The 21,868-nt window shown below is 63.5% G+C and carries 11 protein-coding genes; 7 read left to right on the plus strand and 4 right to left on the minus strand.

Annotated elements, in window-relative coordinates; genetic code table 11:
• Window positions 1-204: 204 nt before the first annotated feature.
• Both OO25_RS23400 and OO25_RS07125 read right to left on the minus strand, forming a co-directional pair.
• A complete protein-coding gene (locus OO25_RS23400) occupies window positions 205-4,596 on the minus strand; it encodes a non-ribosomal peptide synthetase (RefSeq protein ID WP_040179228.1) in 4,392 nt (1,463 codons plus the stop codon).
• A 402-nt stretch (window positions 4,597-4,998) separates the two neighbouring features.
• Complete coding sequence (locus OO25_RS07125; protein WP_040179229.1) at window positions 4,999-7,008, minus strand: polysaccharide pyruvyl transferase family protein; 2,010 nt, start codon at window positions 7,006-7,008, stop codon at window positions 4,999-5,001.
• A 311-nt stretch (window positions 7,009-7,319) separates the two neighbouring features.
• Here OO25_RS07125 and OO25_RS07130 point away from each other — a divergent pair, with 311 nt between their 5' ends.
• On the plus strand, window positions 7,320-8,564 hold the full coding sequence (locus OO25_RS07130) for a glycosyltransferase family 4 protein (RefSeq protein ID WP_040179230.1): 1,245 nt from the start codon (window positions 7,320-7,322) through the stop codon (window positions 8,562-8,564).
• 123 nt (window positions 8,565-8,687) lie between these two features.
• Here the strand turns inward: OO25_RS07130 and OO25_RS07135 are convergent, their stop codons facing one another.
• Complete coding sequence (locus tag OO25_RS07135; protein ID WP_040179231.1) at window positions 8,688-9,551, minus strand: helix-turn-helix transcriptional regulator; 864 nt, start codon at window positions 9,549-9,551, stop codon at window positions 8,688-8,690.
• A gap of 974 nt (window positions 9,552-10,525) precedes the next feature.
• Between OO25_RS07135 and OO25_RS07140 the strand changes: the two genes are divergently transcribed.
• From OO25_RS07140 to OO25_RS07160, 5 genes are all read left to right on the plus strand, one after another.
• Window positions 10,526-11,692: a helix-turn-helix transcriptional regulator gene (locus tag OO25_RS07140; protein ID WP_040179265.1), complete on the plus strand. Its 1,167-nt coding sequence runs from the start codon at window positions 10,526-10,528 to the stop codon at window positions 11,690-11,692.
• Window positions 11,689-12,591, plus strand: a complete 903-nt coding sequence (locus OO25_RS07145) for a hypothetical protein (protein ID WP_040179233.1) — start codon at window positions 11,689-11,691, stop codon at window positions 12,589-12,591. Before OO25_RS07140 ends, OO25_RS07145 begins: the two co-directional genes overlap by 4 nt.
• A gap of 380 nt (window positions 12,592-12,971) precedes the next feature.
• Entirely contained in the window at window positions 12,972-15,287 is a 2,316-nt protein-coding gene (locus tag OO25_RS07150; protein ID WP_040179236.1) for a calcium-binding protein, read from the plus strand.
• Between the two features lie 162 nt (window positions 15,288-15,449).
• Window positions 15,450-17,207, plus strand: a complete 1,758-nt coding sequence (locus tag OO25_RS07155) for a type I secretion system permease/ATPase (protein WP_040175793.1) — start codon at window positions 15,450-15,452, stop codon at window positions 17,205-17,207.
• Window positions 17,204-18,607 (plus strand): HlyD family type I secretion periplasmic adaptor subunit, encoded by a 1,404-nt coding sequence (locus OO25_RS07160; protein WP_040175797.1) that lies wholly within the window; start codon window positions 17,204-17,206, stop codon window positions 18,605-18,607. The genes OO25_RS07155 and OO25_RS07160 overlap by 4 nt, the downstream gene beginning before the upstream one ends.
• A gap of 241 nt (window positions 18,608-18,848) precedes the next feature.
• Here OO25_RS07160 and OO25_RS07165 read toward each other — a convergent pair whose 3' ends face one another.
• A complete protein-coding gene (locus OO25_RS07165) occupies window positions 18,849-19,862 on the minus strand; it encodes a replication initiator protein A (protein WP_052463968.1) in 1,014 nt (337 codons plus the stop codon).
• Between the two features lie 496 nt (window positions 19,863-20,358).
• Between OO25_RS07165 and OO25_RS07170 the strand changes: the two genes are divergently transcribed.
• Entirely contained in the window at window positions 20,359-21,774 is a 1,416-nt protein-coding gene (locus tag OO25_RS07170; protein ID WP_040175799.1) for an AAA family ATPase, read from the plus strand.
• Window positions 21,775-21,868: the final 94 nt, after the last annotated feature.

Raw genomic sequence — 21,868 nt, forward strand, 5'->3', positions numbered from 1 at the left:
TGACGTCGGGGACCAAGATGTCGCGGCACTGACCATGGCAAATAAGCCCGCCTGTTCGCAGGCAGGCCACGGGCGGGGGATCGGTTCACATGACAGACGCCGCAAAGCGGGAGTTTGTTCCCCCAGCGGGCGTGTTTTTGCGGATTTGTTCTGATCAGGGCAGAGAAAAATCCAGGATCCACGGCGGATCCGCTGCCGCCTTGGTCAGGCCTGTCCTTTGATCCCTGATTCATGCGGATCCGGGCGCTGCATGATGCGGGCCATATGCCGGGCCATATCCTGCACATTCGGCTCCTGCAGGATCGACAGATGGGAGCCCGGCACCTCGATCAGCTCAAACCCGGCAGCCGCCACCGGCGCCCAGCCCAACCCCTGACGCAGCCCCTCGGGACTGTCAAAGAGATCATCGCCGGCCCGGAACACGGTCAGCGGTGTGGCCAGCGGTTCCGGCGTGTAGCGCTCCACCGATTGCTGGTTGGCCGCGATCAGCGCCTCGATCGACAGCGCGCCACCGCCGCCGGTCCATTCCAGCCGCCGCCGTTCAAAGGAGTTGCGCAAGGTCTCAATCCGGTGGCGGGCCACATGGCCCAGATAGGCCGGTCCCATGCGCCGGAGCAGCCCCAGATGGGCGCCCAGTCTGGCCCGCCCCTGCACCCGGCTGCGCCCGGCCGGGCCTTCGGCATCAAACAGCGCCACCAATCCCAAGTCGCGCCCCGCCGCCAGCAGCTGACGCGCCAGTTCAAAGGCAAAGTAACTCCCCAGGGACACTGCCGCCAGATGCACAACTCCGCTGGGGTAATGGCTCTGGATTTCCTCCAGATACAGTTTTGCGGTGGCGCGCACCCCGGTGGGGGTGCGGCTGTCCAACAGGCCGATGCTCAGCCCATAGACCGGCTGGTCCGGGCCAAGCGCGGCAGCCAGCGGGCGATAGAATTCCTCGTTGCGGCCCAGCACATGAACGCCAAACAACGGCGCGCGCGCGCCACCGTCCTGAATGATCACCAGGTGATCGGGCAGGGTGTGGCCCTCCGGTGTTTCCGGGCTGTCACCGTCCCCATCTCCCGGGCTCAGCGCGTCCGCCAGCGCCCGCGGGCTGGGGGTCAGATGCAGCGCCGCCAGGCTCAGCCGCTGGCCCAGTTCCGCCTCGATCCGGCCAATCAGCCGCATCGCCAGCAGGGAATGGCCGCCGCGATCATAGAAACTGTCATCCACGCCCAGATCCGGCTGGCCCAGCAGATCCGCCATCATCGCCATCAGCTGCTGCGCCAGTGGCGAGGGCGGGGCGCTGGTGTCAATCGCCGCGCCGCCGTTGCGGCGCAGGCGCAGGCCGCTTGAGGCCTGTGCCGGCGCGGGCAGGGCGGCCATGTCGATCTTGCCGCCGGCGGTGCGGGGAAACGCCGCCACCGGCACCAGCGCCGGGCGCATATGGGCGGGCAGATCGCGCTGCACCACCTGTTGCAGCGCCGCTAGATCCGGGCGGGTATCGCCAGCCCTTTCTTCGGTGCCAGCTTCTCCGGCCTCCCGAAGGCCCCGCACCCAACAGCAGAGCTGCGCCGCCGGGCTGTCCTTGCCATGCACCGCCACCAACGCCTGCAGCTGCGGATAGGCGCGCTCCAACACCTGCTCCACATGGCGCAGATCAATGCGAAAGCCGCGCAGTTTCACCTGCCGGTCCTGCCGCCCGAGAAAGGCCAGCGTGCCATCCCCGCGCCAGGCCGCGCGATCACCGGTGCGATAGATCCGGGCGGCGGGGCAGCTTGTGTGGTGCCCGCCGCCCGTATTCTGCGGCGCAAAGGGATCGGGTCGAAACGCCTTTGCGGTGTCCTCCGGGCGGCCGATATAGCCATCGCTCACCGCCGGGCCCCCAATCCACAGATCCCCCGCGACCCCCGCCGGGGCGAGACTGCCATCCGCCGCCAGCACATAGGCGCGGGCATGGGCGGTGGGGCGGCCGATGGGGACATCTTCATGCGCCTTCACAGGGCGCCCTTGATCCAGACCCGGATCATGCAGCGTACAGGTGATGGTGGTTTCTGTCGGCCCATAGCCATTGAGCCAGCGCACCCCCGGCACCAGCTGCTGCCAGCGCGCCAGGGACTGCGGGTTGACCTGCTCGCCGCCGACGATCACCAGCCGCACCGAAGGTGGCAGGCTGCGGCCACTGTCGGCCATCACATCACAGAGCACATGCCAGAAGGCGGTCGGCAGATTGAGCACCGTCAGCTCCAGCGCCGCCACCCGGTCCAGAAACAGCCCCGGTGCCCCGATCATATCCGGCGCGCGCAGCACCACGCAGGCGCCAGCCAACAGGCTCGGCAGCACCTCCTCAATGGCCACATCAAAGGACAGGCTGGCAAATTGCAGCATCCGGTCATTGCTCTGCAACTCAAAGGCGGCGGTGATGGCGCTGGCATGGGCCAGCAACGCCCGCATCGGCACCCGCACCCCCTTGGGTTTTCCCGTGGAGCCGGAGGTGTAGATCACATAGGCCAGCCGCCCCGGGTCCGGGGCAGGCCGCAGCGGCCTGTCCGGCTGTTCCGATAGCTCAGACCCCGCATCAGGCGCCACCCAGACCACCCCCTCCGGGGTCAGGGCAGCATCGTGCCCATGTGCAGATTTCCCTTTATCAGAGCCTATATCAGGCTCTGATACCGTGCCGTAATCCGGCCCGCCAATGCCCAGCCTGGTGCCGCTGTCCTGCAACATATGGGCAATCACCGCAGCCGGGTAGGTCGGGTCCACCGGCAGGAAGCCGGCGCCGACCTTCAGCACCGCCAGCATGGCAATGATGAACTCCGGGCTGCGCGGCAGGCAGATGGCGATGATATCCCCGGCCGTGGCCCCCCGCGCCTGCAGGACCACCGCCAGACGATCCGCGCGGGCCTGTAGATCGGCATGGCTCAGAACCGCGCCGTCGGGGGCCATCTGCAGCGCCGGGGCCTCCGGCATGCGCGCCGCCGTGGCCTCCAGCCGGGTTGCCATGCAGGGCGGGGCGGCCGCCATCTCCCGCGCCAGAACCTGCGCCAGCGCCGGATCCGGGCGGCCCTGTTGCAACAGCTGGGTCGCCTCGGCCTCCGGCAACATCTCCAGATCGCGCAGCGCCATATCCGCAGGGGCCGTGGCCAGGCTCTGCAGCAGCTGACACAGATGGTCCAGCATGTGCGCCACCTGGCTGGCCGGCAAAACTTCGGGGTCATATTCCAGCATCAAAAGCGGCTGCTCATCACCATAGACCGCCAGCGTCAGCGGCATCGCCCCCTCTTCGCGCAGCTCCACCCGGCGCTGGGTCCAGGGGCTGTCGTCCTTTCCCCCCAGGCTGCGCATCCGCGCATTCAGGCTGTCGCGTTCAAACATCACCATGGTGTCAAACAGCGGCACGCTGCCCGGCAGCCCGCACCAGCGGCGCATATCCGCCAGCGAGGCCTGTTCATGCGGGCGCAGCGCCACCGCATCGCGGCGCAGCGCCGACAACAGCCCGTCCACAGTTGTGGCCCCGGACAGATGCAGATGCAGGGGCACCGTATTGATCAGACAGCCCACCGTGCGCCCGCAGCCTTCCAAAAGATAGCGCCCCGACCGGGTGACCCCGAAGACAGCGCTTTCCCGGCCGCTCCAGCGCGCCACCAGCAGCCCCCAGGCGGCATGGATCATATTGGCCAGGGTGGCCGGTCCTGCGTCATTCTCTGTCGCAACCCCACCGGCCCGCTGCACCAGCGCGCGGCGCAGCTCGGTCGGCAGCTGCCGCCGCAGGATCTGCTTGCGGCCATGGCCCGCCGCATCCGGTGCTGCCACAGCAGGCCGATCATCCGACCCGGTCAGCCGGGCAATCTGGTTCGGGGTTTCAAACCCGTCCAGATGCGCCCGGAAAAACGCCTGGCTGGCCGGCTGTTCGGACACCTGCGCCACCGCCGGACTAAAGGCATCAAAGCCGGTCACAGGCGCCGTGGCGGCAGGCAGCTCGCCCCCAATGAGCGCCGCAAAGACATCTTCCAGCACCACCGCCATACTGCGGCCATCGACCAGCACATGGTGAATGGTCCAGACCATCACCGATCGGTTCGCCCCCAGCCGCGCCAGCATCACCCGCCAGGACACCGCCTGTTCCAACGCGCAGCCCCGATTGCGATCCTCGCTGAGAAACTGCTCCAGCCGCGCCGCCTGATCCTCCGCCTCCAGCCCCTGCCAGTCCTGTGTCTCCACCCTGATCTGATCGGTGGCCGCATCCACATCCGCGACCTGCAAGACCGGCAGCGGACGGCCCTGCCACAACACCGCACTGCGCAGCACCGGATGACGCGCGCAGACCTGCTGCCAGGCCAGCCGCAGCGCCCTCGGATCTGGCGCCTCTGCGTCCAGATGCACCACGATCTGTTCCAGATTGACCCAAGGTCTGCCCGCGGCGGCGCTTTCATACAGCAGCCCCTGCTGCATCGGGGTCAGCGCGATTTCCTGACCGCTGCTGTGACCATGGTTGCGCTCTCTGGATCCTTCGGCGGGGGGGGCGGTGCCAGTCTCAAAGGACGCTTGCGTCGCGGCCCGGACGTCGGGTTGGGCCGAAGATGGCGCCTGTGGCTGGGCCTGCGAAAGATCACTCATGATGCCCCCTACCTGACACCGGGCTTGGGCCAACCCGGGCCATACTTCTTCATGCTGTGCCGCCCCCGGATCACCCGGGTATCACGTCGCTCTTAATATCCACTTTTTAGCGGTCCCCTCAGGCCAGGATCACCCCCATGATCCCCGCCGCAGACCCAAGGATACCAGACCCGGGGACGGGCAAGCAACAAAACACCACCGGATTGCACTCACATCTCTGCCCGCCGCCTCATGCCTGCAGCCATGCGGCCCGCGCCTGTGAATGGCTCAGAACCCCTTAATCCATCTTATGTTAAATAAAAACATATAGGCCTGATATCTGCAGAGAGCAGATGCACAATAAAGGGCCGCTCGTGAGAGCGGCCCTTTGGTGTTCACAGTTCCGGTCGGGCGTGGTGCGGATCACTCCGCCGGGGTTTTGAGCTGCACCAATGCGCCCAGCACCTCGTTCAGCGCCGCCGCGTCGCCGCCGCGCAGGCAGGTCAGCGCGGTCCGTGGCAGACGGCGTTTGGCGCGCAGCAACGGAGTCACCGGGCGCTTGCTGTCATGGGACAGCTCAGCACTGATCAGCCGCGCCCCGAAGGCATCGCGCAACCGCGCCACATGGGCCAGATCCAGCGGATGGTCGCCATGGATGGCATAGATCCGCGCCGCCGTATCACAGCCCGCGCAGGCATCGCGATAAGCGCCGCTCCAGTCCAGCTTGCGCGCAGCCGGGAACCGGGTCTCGTCGGGGATCAGATCTTCGGCCAGCGTGGTGATCGGCTGCAGCGCCACCACGTTTTCCGCACCGATCAGATCGGCAAAGGCCATGGCACCAAAAGCCCCCATGCCGGAGCCCAGCACATGCACCTTGTCAAACCCGGCCATCCAGGCGCGGGTGTCGGGTGCCTGGAAATACTGCTCCAGATCCAGCGGACGGTACCAGTTCTGCTGATGGGGCAAGACCGACAGCACCGCATAGCCGGATTTGATCAGGAAACGTTCACCAAAACCCGGACGCAGGGGATCCTTGCGGTCCAGCGCCTGGCCTGCCCCTTCAAAGGTGACCACCAGTTCCCGCGCGCCCTCCGGGTGCAGCCGCCGCATGGCATAAGACGGGGTCAGCGTGGTGGTGGGCCACAGCCCCTCCGGCAGCGTGGCTTCGGGATCTTGAGCCCTGCGAATCGCACCCATCTGGGTGCGACTGTCCACTGCGGGCACTGGCTGAGGCTCCTCCGGCACGATGGTATCGACCTCCAGGCCATGTTCGGCCAGGGCTGCCACATATTCGGCGTGGCGCTGACGATAGGTCGCCTTCATCTTGTCCAGCATCTCGGGCGACAGATATTCATCCAGCACCGCCTTCAGACCCTTGCGCATGAATTTCTGCGTGTTCAGCGCCGGCAGGCCGAAATGTTCGGTCAGCTCCGCCACCCGGTTGTCATGTTTGAGGAAAATTGCCGGCTGGCCCGCCTGCAGCGCCGCCACGCCACCATGGAAACGGTCGCCGATATAGACATCATGCAGCATCGCCGCCTGTCGCCAGGCGCCGGCCTCAGAGAAGTAGTAATAGCGGTTGAAATCAACCTTATGACCGCATTTGCGGCTCAGCCAGCGATTGAGCATCTCCGGCTGAGCAATATTGTTGCCCTCATTATAGCCAAACCGGTCCTTGATGAATTTGCCATAGGCAAAGATCTCATCCTGGAACACATAAGAGGCCTCGATCTTGTCGAACGCCTTGGCCAGTTCGGTGCCGCGTTCAACGATGGCCCCCTCCCGCATGGAGAAATGGCCAGCGGTCATCACATTGGCCCGACGCCCCTTGGCCTGGGCCGCGGTGCCGTCAATGGCCATGATCGACTGCGGATAGACATAAAGACTGGGGCAGCCCAGCACGGTGGTGTTCTCCAGCCCGTTCTGCGCCAGCCACTCTGCCGTCTGGGTGCCACGCACCCCGAACAGATTGGCCCGCTCATTGAGCAGCGCCAGAAGATCGCGGTTGCCCGGCATCAGATCCTCAAACGCATGGCTGCCCTGCATCCCGGCGCCCAGCACCACAAAAGGCACCCGCCCATCCAGCGCCTCAAGCGCGGAAAACAACCGGATGCCATCGTGGTTGGGGCGGATGAAATTGGCCAGCGACACCACGATCATGTCGAAATGCGCGGCCATGACTTCGGCATAACCGTCACCGAGGTTTTTCTGCAGATTGGCGATATTGCCCACCGCAGACCCCTCGGGATCCTTGCGCAGGCTGCGGGCCGGGGCTTCGGCATGAATGATATTGCCGCGATTCCCGGTCAGCTTATGCGCCGGTTTCAGGCCAAACAACGTGTCCGTCACGGTTGGTGGCACGCCCAGGATACTGGACAGCGCCGGATCCGGACGATGGGCCGAAAGCACGGGAGCGTGGAAAAGGATTCTCATATATCACCAGATGTTACTCACCATGGGCCCCTGTAAAAACCGGGGTCATGGCCTGTTGGGAAAGGGGGTCGGCAACCACGCCAAGGCGTCTCCGGCAGCCGCAGCCCCCGGGATTGCTGCGTTGCGCGCATGTTAGCGCCGTGACCTCTGGGAACAAGCCCGGAAAGCCGCGCGCAGACCTCGGGTGGTGAAACCCTGCCCATGGTTTCGCCCTGGGTTTCGCCCTGGCGCGCCCCCTGCCCCGCGATCTGTGCCTGTGCCCACCTGTCGAAAGGGTTGCGCCCGCAGCGCTCTCGCGGCATGGATAGATCATGAAATTTCTCTTTGTGCACCAGAACATGCCCGGCCAGTACCGGGAGATGATCCAGTGGCTGGCCGATCAGGGCGAGCATGAGATCGTGTTTTTGACCCAGCGGAACGATGTGAAGCTGCCCGGCGTCTCCACCGCGACCTACAAAAGCCACCATCAGCCCGCCGCCGATGCCTATGGGCTGTCCAAGGATTGGGAGGCCGCGGCCGGCAATGGCATTGGCGCCGCCCTCGCCGCGCGCCAGCTGGAGGCCAGAGATGGTTTCAAGCCCGATATCATCATCGGTCATACCGGCTGGGGGGAGCTGACTTTCATGAAAGAGGTCTGGCCGGATGTGCCGATTATTGGCTTCTTTGAATATTTCTACCGCACCACTGGCGGTCTGGTGGGCTTTGACCCGGAAAATCCCCCCGGCGAACACGCCGGGTTTTTCGCCCATGCCCGCAACACCGTGCCCTTTGCCAATATCGATGTGGTCGATCTGGGCCACAGCCCGACCTATTGGCAGCGCGACCGCTTCCCCAAAAGCTTTCACGACAAGATCTATGTCAGCCATGACGGCATCCGCACCGATCGGCTGCAACCGGACGCCAAGGCCAGCATCGGTCTCGGCCGTCTGCCCAAGCCGCTCAGCCGCGACGATGAGGTGATCACCTATATCGCCCGCAATATGGAACGCGCACGCGGTTTTCACGTGATGATGCGCGCCCTGCCCAAGATCCTGTCGGAACGCCCCAATGCGCGGATCCTGATGATCGGCGGCAATGAGACATCTTACGGGCGCGAAAGCACCCATCCCGCAGGTCTGCGTGGCGAGATGGAGGATGAGCTGGGCGACAGCGTCGACTGGAGCCGGGTGCATTTCCTCGGCCGGGTGCCTTACGGTGATCTGTGCAAGATCATCCGCATCAGCCGCTGCCATATCTATCTGACCATGCCCTTTGTGCTGAGCTGGTCGTTGCTGGAATCGATGTCGATGCAGGCCACGGTGGTGGCGGCTGATGTGGAACCGGTGCGCGAGGCGGTGACCCATAATGAAACTGGCATGCTGGTGGATTTCTTTGACCCCGGCGCGCTGGCCGATCAGGTGGTGGATGTGCTGGCCAATCCCGGCGCCTATACCCATCTGGGCCCCAATGCCCGCGCCCATGTGGTGGAAACCTATGATTTCCTGACCCGCTGCATGCCCGAGCACGCCCGCCAGATCAACGCGCTCCTGCCTGCCAGCAAACAGCTGAAGATCTGACCCCTCACAGCGGGACTGGCAAGACCGATCCCGGGGTGATCTGCGTCGACCAGAAGCCCAGCCCCCCAGCATGGGTGCCCGGCCGACGCAGTCCCGACCTGCCCAGTCCCGCGCATTGCGGGATCAGGACAGGAATTGCTCCGACGCCCAGATCGCTGCCTGGGTGCGGTTCTTGGCGCCGATTTTGCGAAAACAGGTGCGCAGATGCACCTTCACCGTGGCCTCGCAGATGCCCAGCTCATTGGCGATGGATTTATTGGTGGCGCCGTCAATCAGCTTGGTCAGGATCAGCCATTCGCGCCCGGACAGCCCGCAGGCCGCCGCCGAGGCCGGCATGCGGCGCAGGTCCTGCCCCGGATGCGCTGCCAGCCCGGCCTCAGCCGGGGCTGGGCTGGCCTCTCCGTTGAGTGTTCCGTTCATTTTCCCAGTGTCAGAGCCTATTTTGCGAGCAACCCCGCCGGCGGTCTCCCCCCCAGCTCCCAGCCCCGAGGATGTCCCAGGGATTGCCCCAGGGATTGCCCCGGAGATCACTCCGGAAGCGGCCCCCTGCCCCAGGGTTTCACCCGCGCGGTCGCCCCCTGATGTGGTCACATCCGCCGCCCGCAGCGCCGCAGAGATATCCGATGGCACAATCCGATAGCCGCTTTGCACCACCCGCAGCGCCGCAATCAGCGCCTCTGCGGATTTGCGTTGCGGGATCACCGCCTCAGCATAGGCGCTGAGCGCAGTCTGCATGCTGGTGGAACATTCCCGCCCCATGATCAGGATCAGCAGAGAGGCGTCATTGCCCTCTTTGAACTGGCGCAATTCCTCCACCAGTTCCGGTCCCGTTTCATGGCTGTAGTATAAAACCAGATCGTCGACCCCCAACCCCGCAAGCGTTGACAGCTCATCGCAGCAGGTCCCGATCTGGTAGTCATTGCTCTGACAAATGGCCAGAAACATGTCGCGCAACAAGCGACTTTCGCCCACAATATGCACAGGCATGATATACCCCCATACTCTTAAAAATCTGATCCAAACACGATCAGATGGTCTCAATGAATGATCTCCGGAACAGGGAGGTCACCGGGCCCTGGGTGCGGGTTTGGAACATCCCGCCCTGGCCCTCGCGGTGCGGCTGCGACCCCCGTCACAGATGGCACCCCGGTCTTGTCTTATGTGTCTGTCCTGTCCTTTCGATCAGATGACGGCCGGTTTTACGGCCTCGTCTGCCAGGGGGATCCATCAGCAACCCCTCAGTGATCCCTCAGCCAACGGCCCGACCAGCGGTGTGATCGGGACTTGCAAAATGACGGGCCCCAATACCTCTGGCCCCTGCCTCCAAATCGCAGCCCATATCGGCGCTGCACCGCTTTGCGGCACTCCAAAATAGCCCGAATCCATCCGTTTTTGTTAAAAAACTTACCTCCTGGAGAGATGTTGGCGCCACCATACATCCCTCCTAAAGTATTTTTTTTGATATAGGCTTTTGTTTTATCAACAGGAATATCCTCATCTGGCCTGACTCCAAAGATGTGGGAATTTCTCAATTTCAGGCCAGTTTTCGCAGGAATCAACAACCTAAGCATGTGTTTTTGGGTCAAATCCTCCCGCCAAGGATGGAATCACTCTCCCTTTGCCCCCGCATGGGCGGCGCTCATACCTCTTCTGAGGTAGGTCTCTCAGACCGGGGCTCACAACCGGCGGAACTCCGCCAAAATGCAACCAATTGAAAAATATAAATATTACAGGAAGCCCAAAAGGTGACCTACCCTGTCACTTGTGGATTACCTAGGGTCATCCTGCTAGATATTGATGAAATCTCAATGTCCTGTGGGTTCTCCTATTGGTTGATCATCTGGCAGCCCCCGGATGGCCCGGAATCGCCTCGTCCGAAGGGGTACCCCCTCTGCGCAATTTGACCGCGGCGGCGATATGCTAGGCTGAGACATATTCGTTTTGATATGCCGGGGGGCAACATGAATGTGTTCGGGGGCGCCGTGATCCACACGGGCGAGATCGCTTTTGCGCGATCGTTTCAAAGACAAGTTTCATCCATTACCACCACTGCCATAGCTGAGATCGACTGCACCGGACCCGCCTCTGCGGGGCCAAGCCGTTTGCTGGTGACCACCTGCGAGACCGGCGGTGCAAAACACGCCGATCTGGAGCAGGACAGCCGCAGCAAAGGCACGTTGCAGGCCCTTCTGCGCAGCGGATCGCTCTGCCATTGCACCCAACTGCATGATCCGCAGGAAAATCCCAACAGCTGGCCGGACTGGCTTGATCCTGCCGCCCTGCGCGCGGATGCTTCTGATCTTCGGTCAGGTCACAGATCTGGCCGCTGGATGGTGTTTTCCTGCCGTTTTGCCGATGGCAGCGAAGATCGGATCGCGCTGCATCTGGAGGGCAGCCAGCATGACGCCCATTGCATCGAAATCCTGCCTGCGATCTGGCCGCTGGCCCGCGAGGATGCGCTGCGCGAGATGCTGACCAGCGCAGCGGAACCCAAAACCGCGCGCGACACCACCGAGGCGATGCTCTGGACCATCTCCACCAAAAGCGACAGCGCGGTTCTGGTGCTGGATGGCGCCGGCCGATTGCTGGATTGCAATGAAGCGGGCTGTGACATGCTGGCGGCGGGCAACCTGCTGCGCAACAGCGACGGTGTGCTGCGCTGTGCCAACAGCCGTGAGACCCGCGCGTTTTACACAGCGGTGCAAAGCTGCGCCAAAACACCCACCGAGGCCAGCGCCGGCGCCCACATGCCAGCCGGCCGCGCCAGCCAGGAGCTGATCCTGTTCCTGCAGGATGCCAGCACCGGCATGCGGCTGCCGGTCTCGCTCACCTGTTATCTCTGCGCTGACACCCGCCATACCCTGGTGGTCGCCATCCTGCCGCGCCAGCCCGACCAGCAGCGGATCGAGATGCTGGCGCAGAAAATGGGCCTCTCCCCCTGCGAGGCCCGGGTGGCGGCACTGATCCAACTTGGCCTCTCCAACCGCGAGGCGGCCCATATCGCGGGCATCAAGGAACAGACCTTCAACACCTATGCCAAGCGGGTGCTGTCCAAGCTTGAAGTCGCCGGGCGCACCGAAATGGCGCAACGGCTGACCTGGCAGGCCTCCCTGGGGAGAGCGTCATGAACAAGGTGACCCATGAGAGCCTCACCCAGGGGCCACCCGCACCGGTCGCGCCGACCTCCGCCTCGATCGGCGCCGCAGCCCTGGCCGCTCAGACCCGCCGCACGGCCCAGGCCAATGGCCATTCCGATGATCTCACAGAGGATGGCACCGCGATTTCAGAGGCGGGCACTTCAGAGACGGGTGGGGACAAGCCCCCCCAGACAGCAGAGGCCCCATCAGACAGACATTCAGACAGACATATGGAGAGCGCCACGGACAGCACAGACAAAAACGGCCCAGATCAACACCCAGATCAAAACCCGGCAGATCCGGGCCAGACGGAAGCAGATCAGACGGATACCAGTCCGACAGATACGGGATCCGCCGGGTCGGCTCTGGCTCCGGACGATCTGGAGCAGCTGGCTGCGCATCTGCGCGGCGGTCCCCAGCCGCTGGGCACCCGTGGCGATCTCATCGAACTGCACAAGCGGATCACCGGGATGTTTGCCACCCTCAATGAGGGGCTGGGTGAGATGTACACCCGGAAGGCGGACGCCGACCGCAAGGTTCTGAGCGCCCGCATGGACACGCTGGAAGAGGCGGTGAACCGGATGGAAGGCGCGCTGCGCATCGAACTGGAGCCGGTGCTGCGCGACAGCTTTGCCAAAGTGCTGGCCAAGGATCGTGCCACCCGCCGCCGCAGCCTGGGGCAACGGCTGAAGCGCGGCATCACCACAGGCAGCGGTCTGGCCCTGATCCTGGCCCTCGGACTGGCCGCGGGCACGCTCTATCACAGCCGGATCGCCACCACCTCCGATACCGCCTGGAGCGCAGCCCAGATCCACTGGGCCAGCTTTGTCGACTTTGTTGAAACCACAACGGCTGACCCAGGCCAGTTACTGAATAACACATCTGAATAGACTCTAACAAAGGCAAAAGAGTCTCCTTTTTTCGGGGGCGCCATATCTCTTTCAGGCAGGATCGCTGTCCCAAACCCCTGCCTGGCACAGAGACACGTAGAGAGGCCCCGTCTGGCTGCCGGCCTGTCCCACAGATCTCGCAGCGGAGCCAGCCATGCCTCTGACACAGCGCCCCCGAAAACCGACAATTTGACGAAAATTTGTCCCCATTTGGGGGCATCCGCCCCGCCCGATTTGCGGTGCAATCACCATCAGAGACCCAAGCGGTCTTGTGTCACTGACCAGGTCCCACACCCAATTTTTCCTGGTCAGATTTCTAGAGGGGGTCGCGTCGGGGGGCGCATCAGACTTCCGGTATATTAATTAGGAGGATGTTTAAGATGGGTAGACCAGACGAAGGCTCACCATGGGAAGAGTGCAATCCAGATTGCGAAATCATCTTTGACGAGGACAATAAGTTCAGTCCCAATTACAACGATGGCACCACGGAACGTGGCGGCCGCGATGGCAATGTCATCAATCTGAACGACCATGATGCCGGCGACAACGCCGCAGCCGGGGGCGGCAATGATGCTGTCTATGGCAACGCGCGCAACAACCGGCTCGATGGTCAATCCGGGCAGGACTATATCGAAGGCCGCGGCGGCAATGATGCCATCAATGGCGATGGCGGCAATGACACCCTTTATGGTGGCAATGGCACCAATGCGACCCGCGACGGCAATGACTGGATCGATGGCGGCGATGGCTGCGATTACATTGACGGTGAAAACGGCAATGACTCGCTGCTCGGTGGCAAGGATCAGGACACGGTCTTTGGCGGCAATGGCGACGACCAGATCTTTGGTGACGATGCTGACGGCGACGAGACCAACGGCGACGCCGGTGATTACCTCTATGGCGATCTGGGCGACGACTGCATGGACGGCGAAGGTGGCGATGACTGGATGTGGGGTGACCGCGGACAGTCCGGCGAGACCCGCTTTGACGGCGACGACACCATGTATGGCCGTGGCGGCAATGACCGGATGAACGGTCAGGGCGGTGATGACCGTATGGCCGGTGGTCTTGGTGACGACCTGGTGATTGGTGGCTCCGGCGATGACGAGATGTTCGGTGACGAACGTCAGGCGCAGGGCGACGATCTCGACTTTGGTGCTGACAGCGGTCCGGTTGGCAAAGGCCCCAATGAAGATGGCCATGACTGCATGCTGGGTGGCTCTGGCCATGACACCATGGATGGTCAGGGTGGCCGTGACACCATGTTCGGCGAGACCGGCGACGATCTGATGCAGGGCGGCCGCGGCCGTGACCTGATGGATGGTGGCGAAGGCCGTGACGACGTCAACGGGGATGCTGGCAAGGACACGATCCGCGGCGGCAGCAACAATGATGTGCTCGAAGGCGGGGCCCAGGGGGACCTGATCTTTGGTGACCATGCCCGGGTCGACGGCTATGACATTGACTGGAGTTGCTGCGACGACGACGACCAAACAGCCGTTGAAGCCCTCCACACCAGCAATGAAAACGATCTGCGCGGCGTTGATTGCCCGGACTGCTACACGCCTTACGACTATGGCGAATCCGGCAATGACCGCATTCGCGGTGGCTCTGGCCATGACACCATGTACGGCGAAGCCGGCAATGATGTCATCATCGGTGGCCGTGGCTTCGACCTCGGCTTTGGCGGCACCGGTCGGGACCGTCTTTATGGCAACCAGGGCAATGACACGCTCTATGGCAACGAAGGCGATGACTGCGTCCACGGCAATGTTGGCGACGATGTGCTGTTCGGCAACTCAGGCAACGACACCGTCAATGGCGGCGATGGCGATGACCTGATCTACGGCAACAACCAGGCCGATACACTGAACGGCGACGCCGGCAATGACACCATGTATGGCGGTCATGGCAATGACCTGATGAATGGTGGCACCGGCAATGACGTCATGAGCGGCGGCGACGGTGAAGACACTGTCAACGGCGATGATGGCGACGACCTGCTGATGGGGGATAAGCGCGCCGATGAGCTGAACGGCGGCAATGGCGATGACGTCCTTCTGGGCGGCAACGGCAAAGACGACCTGAACGGCGACGCCGGCAACGACTGCCTCTATGGCGAAGTTGGCGATGACAATCTGGATGGTGGCCGTGGCCATGACTTCCTGGACGGCGGTGAAGGCAATGACACGCTGCATGGCGGGGCCGGCAACTTCAACGACTACCTGAAAGGTGGCGCGGGAGATGACGATCTGACCGGTGGCAACGGCAAGGATGTCTTCATCATCGATCTGGACTGGGATGGTGCAAGCTTCAGCTCCGGCGATGGCACCGACTGCATCAATGACTTTGACATTGATGAAGACCACGATGTGCTGGCCTTCCGCGTCACCAATACCGGCGGTGGCACCGGCACCTCAGACGGGGCTGCGTTTACGGCTCTCGATGGCGCGGCCAGCGTGATGGATAATGGCACCGACACCACCATTTCCATTGGTGGCGCCACTGTGGTCATCAAAGGTCTGACCAATGTCAACGGCTTCACCTCCCTGGGACAGGACGCCCTGCCCTCCGGCGGTGTTGGCATCAATGCGATCACCACAGGTGATGCCGGCAGCTACGAAGCCATCCGCGTTGTCGCCAGCGATGACGGCTTTGATGACAGCTATGACAACATCTGGGGTCACACCATCTGAGCCATAAGGAATGATCCTCCCGGGTGGCGGCCGCCATCCGGGGGGGTCTAGCCCTGGTTCAGGACAGCGATTTGGTCCCCGGCCAAGGATTGCCACCTTGGACCAGGGCGCTGATCTGCCAGCTTCAGTAACTTCACATCGTGCAACCGGGGGGTCACGGGTATGAAGACGAAACGGGTCTTTGACGGACAACGGGGTGTCATCACCTCAATTTTTGTAGCGAGTATCTTTGTTAACCTGCTTGTCCTGACAGCGCCGCTGTACATGTTGCAATTGTTTGCCCGGGTCATGGCTTCGGGCAGCATGCCAACCTTGATTGCTTTGACCACCGGCGCGGCGATCGCGCTGGTGTTCTTTTTTCTCTTTGATGTCATTCGCCAACGCCTCGTCGCCCGCCTCGGCTCGCGGCTGGAGGCGCGGCTGAGCCCGGCGGTGCTGCAGGGCATGATCAGCGGCAACCTGCCTGCAAAGCTGCGCACGGCGGAACCGATCCGCGACATTCAGGATCTGCGCGGCTTTGTCACCAGCCCGGTGTTCATCGCGCTTCTGGATGCGCCCTGGTCGCTGCTGTTCATCGCGCTGATCTTTGTGTTCAGCCCGATTCTGGGGCTGGTCTCGGTGGCGGGGCTGCTGGTCCTGCTGGGGCTGGGGGTGATGAGTGAGCTGATGGGGCGGGCCCCGGGCAAGACCTCTGAGGAGGCCGCTCGCGAAACCAATGCCGCGGTTGAGGAAATGATGGTCAATGCCGAGATCATCCACGCCATGGGCAAGACCTCTGCCCAGATCGGCCGCTGGCGCGGACGCGCCTTTACCGCGATCCTCTTTGGCACCTTGGTCACCGACCGGGTTGCGCTGATGACCTCGCTGGCCAAGACCGTGCGCATGGGGCTGCAGATCGCGGTGCTGGGCGTGGGCGTGGTCCTGGTGATCAACAACCAGCTGACACCAGGTCTGATGATTGCCTCCTCGATCCTTCTGGGCCGGGCGGCAGCGCCGGTGGAGCAATCCATCGCCGGCTGGCGCGCCCTGCTGAAGGCGCGCAGCGCCATGGAGCGGCTGAACCTGCTGCTGGCCCATGCCGAGGACACCAGCGACCGGATGGAACTGCCCGAACCCAGCGGGCGGCTGTCGGTGGAAAATGCCACCGTGGTGCTGCCGGGGCGGCAGGATCCGCTGCTGCTGGATGTTACCCTGTCGCTGCAACCGGGTCATGCGCTGGGGCTGATCGGCCCGTCGGGGGCTGGCAAGACCACGCTGGCCCGCGCGCTGGTAGGGCTGCAACCGCTGGTGCGGGGCCATGTGCGCATTGATGATGCCGCCCTCACCGATTGGGACCCTGAACAGATCGGGCGCCACATCGGCTTTCTGCCGCAGCAGGTGGAGCTGTTCCGCGGCACCATTGCCGAAAACATCGCCATGATGGATCCGAGCGCCAAACCCTCGGATGTGGTGGCCGCCGCCAAACTGGCGCGGGTGCATGAGCTGATCCTGGCCCTGCCCGGTGGCTATAACGCCGAGGTCGGCCCGCGCGGCAGCTTCCTCTCCGCAGGCCAGCGCCAGCGGATCGGTCTGGCACGCGCCTTCTTTGGGGAGCGCAAGCTGATCGTGCTGGATGAACCCAATGCCAACCTCGATCCCGAAGGCGAAGAGGCGCTGGCCGCCGCCATTGAGGAGGCCTGCGCCCGTGGCGCCATCGTGGTGGTGGTGACCCATCGGCTCAACCTGTTGCGCCGGGTCAGCCATGCCGCGCTGGTGCAGGAGGGGCGCATCGCCCGCTTTGGCGAGGCCCGCCAGATCATCGAGGCCGCCGCCCAGCCGATGAGCCGGACACAGAGCGATCCCAAAGTGACCAATTTGACGCCGCACCGTGAGGCCCGGACCGGGGCTGACGCCAGTGTCGCAGAAGGAGCCCAGTCATGAGCCGCAGCGACAGCAGAGATCTGGTGCCCCGCAGGGGCAGCGAGATTGACATGAGCCGGGGTTTTCAGGACCTGATGCCCGATGGCTTCACCCTGCCCCGCACCCCGCCCACCCGCGTGCGCCAGTTGGTGCTGTGGATGCTGGTCTGCGGCTTTGGCCTGTTTGGCGGTCTGGTGTTCTGGGCCACCAAAGCCGAGCTGACCAGCGCCGTGGTGGCTGCGGGGGAATTTACCGTGGCGGGCGACCGGCTCAGCGTGCAGCATCTGGAGGGCGGCATCGTCCGCGAGATCAATGTGGCCGAGGGCGACATGGTGGCCGAGGGTGAGGTGATCGCGGTGCTGGACGGGCGCCGGATGCGCGCCAGCCACGCCATTCTGACCAGCCAGATGGCCAGCCTTCTGGCCCAGCAGGCGCGGCTGCAGGCCGAACTGGCCGAGGCCGATCAGATCGAGATCCCGGCAGAGCTGGACCAGCTGATGGCCGCAGATCCGCAGCTGATCTCCCTGTTTGAGGTGCAGCGCGATGTCTTTGCCAGCAACCGCGCGCTGTATGAGGGGCAGGTGCAGATCCTGCGCGACCGGATTTCTCAGCTGGGCAAGCAGCTCGACGGGCGGCGGGCGCGGATCACCGCTATCGAGGATCAGCTGACCCTGATCAAAGGCGAGGTCGCCGATCTGCACAAGCTCTATGAAAAAGGGCTGGTGCCCAAAACCCGGCTCAGCGACCGGCAGCTGCAGGAAACCGGGCTGATGGGCACCTTTGGCGCGCTGGAAAGCGACAGCGAGAATATCCAGGTGCGGATCGCCGAGACCGAAGAACGCATCCTGCAGGTGCACCGCGATACGGTGAACCGGATTTCCAGCGAAACCCAGCTGGTGCAGGAACGCATTCTGGATCTGCGCCAGCGGCTGGATGCGGCGGAGGATGTGCTGGAGCGCCAGACCATCCGCGCACCGCAGGCCGGCCGGGTGGTGGAACTCTCCATCAACACCCTGGGCCAGGTGCTGGACCCCGGCGAGAATGTGCTGGAGCTGGTGCCCTCGGGCAGCGATCTGATTGTCGAAACCCGCGTCTCGCCCACCGACATTGACGAGGTGGTGACCGGCGGGCAGGCCCGGGTGCAGCTCACCGCCTATAGTTTCCGCTCCACCCCGCCGGTGAAAGGTGAGGTGGTGATGGTGGCCGCTGACAGTATCGCCGATCTCAACAGCGGCATTCCCTATTACCGCGTTCACATCCGCATTCCGCCCGAAGAGCTGGCGGCGCTGCCCAATGTCAAAACCCTGCCCGGCATGCCCGCGCAGGCGATGATCGAGACAGGCCGGCAGACATTGGCGGATTACCTGCTCAGCCCGGTGCTGCGCAGCATGTCGAACGCCTTGAGAGAGGGGAGTGGCTGATCAGGGATGCGCGGCCGGTAAGGCGTCTGGCGTTTCATACCTGGGGGGGACCTGATCAGCCATCCTTTCGTCCCGCCTGGCCCCTGGCCGGGCGGGTCTTTATGTGGGCAAACACCCTCTGGCGGCGCGTTGCAAATTAGGTCCGGTTCGGACCAAATGTTTCGCGTGCGAAACATTTAGACAGGAATGCTGACCTATATCTGAGGGCATATGTGGCTCTGACAAAGGAGCCAGCCCTGCCCTATTCTGCCGCGCGTTTTCTGACCCAGCCAAGGAAGGCCGCATCCGGGCGCCGCAGCCGTGGCGCGCCAGAGCGCACCCACATCGTGCGCCAGTCGGCCTCCAGCGCATAGACATCCACGCCGGGGATCAGGCTGCGGGCCTGCTCCAGCGTGCGCGCGCTCAGCACCGGCGGGCGCTGGCTGTTGTCCAGCACCGCATGTTTCTGGGAAAACCGGATCAGATCCCCCGGCAGCTCCTCCATCGCGTAATCCGGCAAGGGCTGGGCCGCAATCATGTCGCGCAGCATCTTGCGAAACACCCGGCGCGGCGAGGCCGAGCCGGATTTCTTCAACAGCACCTCCACCGAGATCTGCCAGCTGTCCTGCCGCCCGCAATGTTTGCGCGCCAGCTCATAGATGCGCCGCTCCAGCGGTTTCCTGAGCCGGAAGTAATCGCGGCTGAGGGTCAGCACCGATTTCGACAGCACCGCGCGATAGATCCATTCGCTGAGCGTCACCACCACATTGACCATCCGCCCGCCGCGCGCCTTGCGCACGATCTCCCAGCTCTCGATCAGGCCAAAGCCACTGGTGACCTCCTGACCGCCGGTGACGATATTGGTGGTGATGCGGGTGCCGGCCAGCCGCTCAAAGGCTTCGCGCAGACGGCGGTAGGCATCGCCCGAGGTTTCGCGGTTGGTCGCCACCAGCAGATCATGGGCGGTGAGATGCAGCGTGCGGCTGACCTGGCGGCCCGCGTTCACCGCCGCCATCAGCTGGCTGATGCAGAAGATCAGAATATCCTTGTCGTGGATCGTCGCCAGCCCTTTGACCGAAGGCACCACGGTGATCTCGGCACCATTGTGTTCGTAGTTCAGAATCCGCCGGTCCGGCCGTGTGCCAAGCGAGAACAGCGGGTGTTCCATCGAGGCGAGATCGTTTTTCGGGATCGCATCAAAGATATCGCAGAGGAAAAAATCCCCGCCCTGCGCCCCGCCGCCTGCGGTCATCTGGCCTGAAATCTGGCCTGCCATGTCACTGTCCTGTCTGCTCTGCCGCCCCTCGTCTGTGCGGGCCTTATGGCCTCTTTCGGGGTGACTCGCGTCTTCGTGGTTTTGATTACGCCCACCCTAAAGTTATCCACACCAGTTCTCAACGGGGGTTCAGAGTCACTGCTTCGGGGGATCAGAGTCAGTCTATCGGGGTTTCAGAATCGCAAAGCCCTGAAAAAAGTCCCGCATCGCCAATGAAAAAAGGGCTTTGCGCCGATGGGTGTTGCGCCTTAACTTATATATAACTCAATAATAACAGGTAGAAAAAATCGACGCCGGAAAAATCACCCCCGGTCGCGCCCCAGAGCCACCCGATTTTGACGCCGCAACCCCCGGATTTGCTTAGAAAATTCAAAAGAGATGCGCATATATCTTTCATGTGCGCTGTTTTCTGCTATCATCCGTAAAAGGCCGCACATCCGGGCTGCCCTTCGGGGGCAGTCCGGATGGAAGGGGCACAGGCAGAGGCATGAGAGCAATGGCACGAGAGACCCAGAAGAAAGACCCAAGCCGCGGCGCGGCCGGGCTGCCCCCCTATTTCAACATCGATCCCGACAGCGCGCTCAGCGATCTGGATGCGCCCACCAGCACCGGTGGCTTTGCCGATATCGCCGAGGCCTGCGCCCGGGGCCGGGCGGATCTCTCCAGCCGGGGCATGAACGAAGAGGGGCGCAAAGCGCTGCGCCTGTTCTCCACCTGGGAAATCACCCGCTATCTGATTCCGGTCGCCCAGGCCCATTTCCGCCGGGTGCTGAAGGCCAACCCCGAACTGCCGCAGGGCCGCTCTGAAACCGAAGGCGGCGCCAAGTGGTTCACCCTCGACGAGGTGCTGCGGCTGCGGGCGCATTTCGCCGCCCAGGGCTCCAAGGCCAAGGATTACCAACCCTACCGCCCCGAAGGGCTGCCCGCCAAAATGGTGGCGGTGGCCAACTTCAAAGGCGGCGTGGGCAAGACCTCCACGGCAGCCCATCTGGCGATGTCAGCCGCGCTGGATGGCTACAAGGTGCTGGTGATCGATCTCGATAGCCAGGGCTCGATGACCTCGATCTTTGGCGGCCGCGTGGAGGATGAATGGCAAACCGCCTTCCCGCTTTTGGCGCGCCATTACGGCGATCACCTGCGGCTGGAAAACCAGCGCCGTCTGGATCGCGGCGATGCGCCCCAGCCGCTGGACGACAGCCTGTCGGCAGCGATGGAGATGACGGCGGCGGATGTGATCCAGCCCACCCATTGGCCCAATATCGATCTCATCGGCGCGCAGCTGAACCTCTACTGGGCGGAATTCCAGATCCCGGTCTGGCGCATGGCCGCGCGCAGCTGGAAGCTCTGGGATGCGCTGACCGAACGGCTGGAGGCCGACGGGGTCTTGGACCAATATGACGTGATCTTCATCGACACGCCGCCGGCCCTTGGCTACCTGACCATCAACGGGCTGTCGGCGGCGGATATCCTCTTGGTGCCGATGGGCGCGTCCTTTCTGGAGTTCGACAGTACGGGGCGGTTTTTCGATATGCTGCATTCCACCTTCGCCTCCATCGAGGAGGGTGAGAACCTGGCCGCGCGCGCGCTGGGGCGGCCGGAGATTGCCTTTGAATGGGATGCGGTGCGCACGGTGATCACCCGCTATGACAGCGCCCAGCAGGGGGAGCTGGCAGCCCTGATGCAGGCCTATCTGGGCCCCACCCTGTCGCCGCACCGGCAAGATTACACCGCGCTGATCGGTCAGGCCGGCGAGCAGGTCAATGGCATCTACGAGGCCGATTACCGCGATTTCAACCGCGAAACCTATGCGCGCGGGCGCGAGACCTTCGACGCCACCTATGCGGCCTTCAAGCGGCTCCTGCTGGCGGTCTGGCGCCGGGATGAGTTGCAGATGCAGCGCGCGGCGCAGTAACGGGCTAAAAACACACCGCGCCCCATACTGTGACCCCGGCGGCCCCCAAGGGCAGACAGGACCGCAGAGATCAGACTAGGCGCGACAAAAAAGG

The sequence above is a fragment of the Phaeobacter sp. S60 genome (assembly GCF_000826845.1).
GTDB lineage: Bacteria > Pseudomonadota > Alphaproteobacteria > Rhodobacterales > Rhodobacteraceae > Phaeobacter > Phaeobacter piscinae.

Coding starts and splice junctions, on each gene's coding strand:
- OO25_RS23400 (WP_040179228.1), bottom strand. CDS start 4,596: ATGAGTGATCTTTCGCAGGCCCAGCCACAGGCGCCATCTTCGGCCCAA.
- OO25_RS07125 (WP_040179229.1), bottom strand. CDS start 7,008: ATGAGAATCCTTTTCCACGCTCCCGTGCTTTCGGCCCATCGTCCGGAT.
- OO25_RS07130 (WP_040179230.1), top strand. CDS start 7,320: ATGAAATTTCTCTTTGTGCACCAGAACATGCCCGGCCAGTACCGGGAG.
- OO25_RS07135 (WP_040179231.1), bottom strand. CDS start 9,551: ATGCCTGTGCATATTGTGGGCGAAAGTCGCTTGTTGCGCGACATGTTT.
- OO25_RS07140 (WP_040179265.1), top strand. CDS start 10,526: ATGAATGTGTTCGGGGGCGCCGTGATCCACACGGGCGAGATCGCTTTT.
- OO25_RS07145 (WP_040179233.1), top strand. CDS start 11,689: ATGAACAAGGTGACCCATGAGAGCCTCACCCAGGGGCCACCCGCACCG.
- OO25_RS07150 (WP_040179236.1), top strand. CDS start 12,972: ATGGGTAGACCAGACGAAGGCTCACCATGGGAAGAGTGCAATCCAGAT.
- OO25_RS07155 (WP_040175793.1), top strand. CDS start 15,450: ATGAAGACGAAACGGGTCTTTGACGGACAACGGGGTGTCATCACCTCA.
- OO25_RS07160 (WP_040175797.1), top strand. CDS start 17,204: ATGAGCCGCAGCGACAGCAGAGATCTGGTGCCCCGCAGGGGCAGCGAG.
- OO25_RS07165 (WP_052463968.1), bottom strand. CDS start 19,862: ATGGCAGGCCAGATTTCAGGCCAGATGACCGCAGGCGGCGGGGCGCAG.
- OO25_RS07170 (WP_040175799.1), top strand. CDS start 20,359: ATGGCACGAGAGACCCAGAAGAAAGACCCAAGCCGCGGCGCGGCCGGG.